Below are 237 nucleotides of genomic sequence, written 5' to 3'. Positions count from 1 at the left end.
AACCATGGGCGCTTTAGGCGTCAAACCAAAATAGTCGGGTAACGCTTCACGCATGGTATCGATAGCGGCTGTGGCTTCAGCCAGGTAGCGCTCACGACCCTCATCGGTATTGGGGTAGTAGAATTGTTCGTCGGTACGCATAAATTCGAAAAAGTCCTGAAGCGTGCCGGTAAATTCAACCTGCTTCATGATGTCGCGCATGGCAGTATGAATACGTTCAACGTTTTCGACACCAAT

The 237-nt window shown here is 49.4% G+C and carries 1 protein-coding gene; it reads right to left on the bottom strand.

Features of this window, described 5'->3' with window-relative positions; genetic code table 11:
• On the bottom strand, window positions 1-237 hold a 237-nt coding region (locus tag NLF92_RS13780), incomplete at both ends, for a DUF885 family protein (RefSeq protein ID WP_254102846.1).

The sequence above is a fragment of the Opacimonas viscosa genome, from assembly GCF_024199005.1.
Classification (GTDB): Bacteria; Pseudomonadota; Gammaproteobacteria; order Enterobacterales; family Alteromonadaceae; genus Opacimonas; species Opacimonas viscosa.
This window is presented reverse-complemented; position numbering and strand designations above follow the sequence as displayed.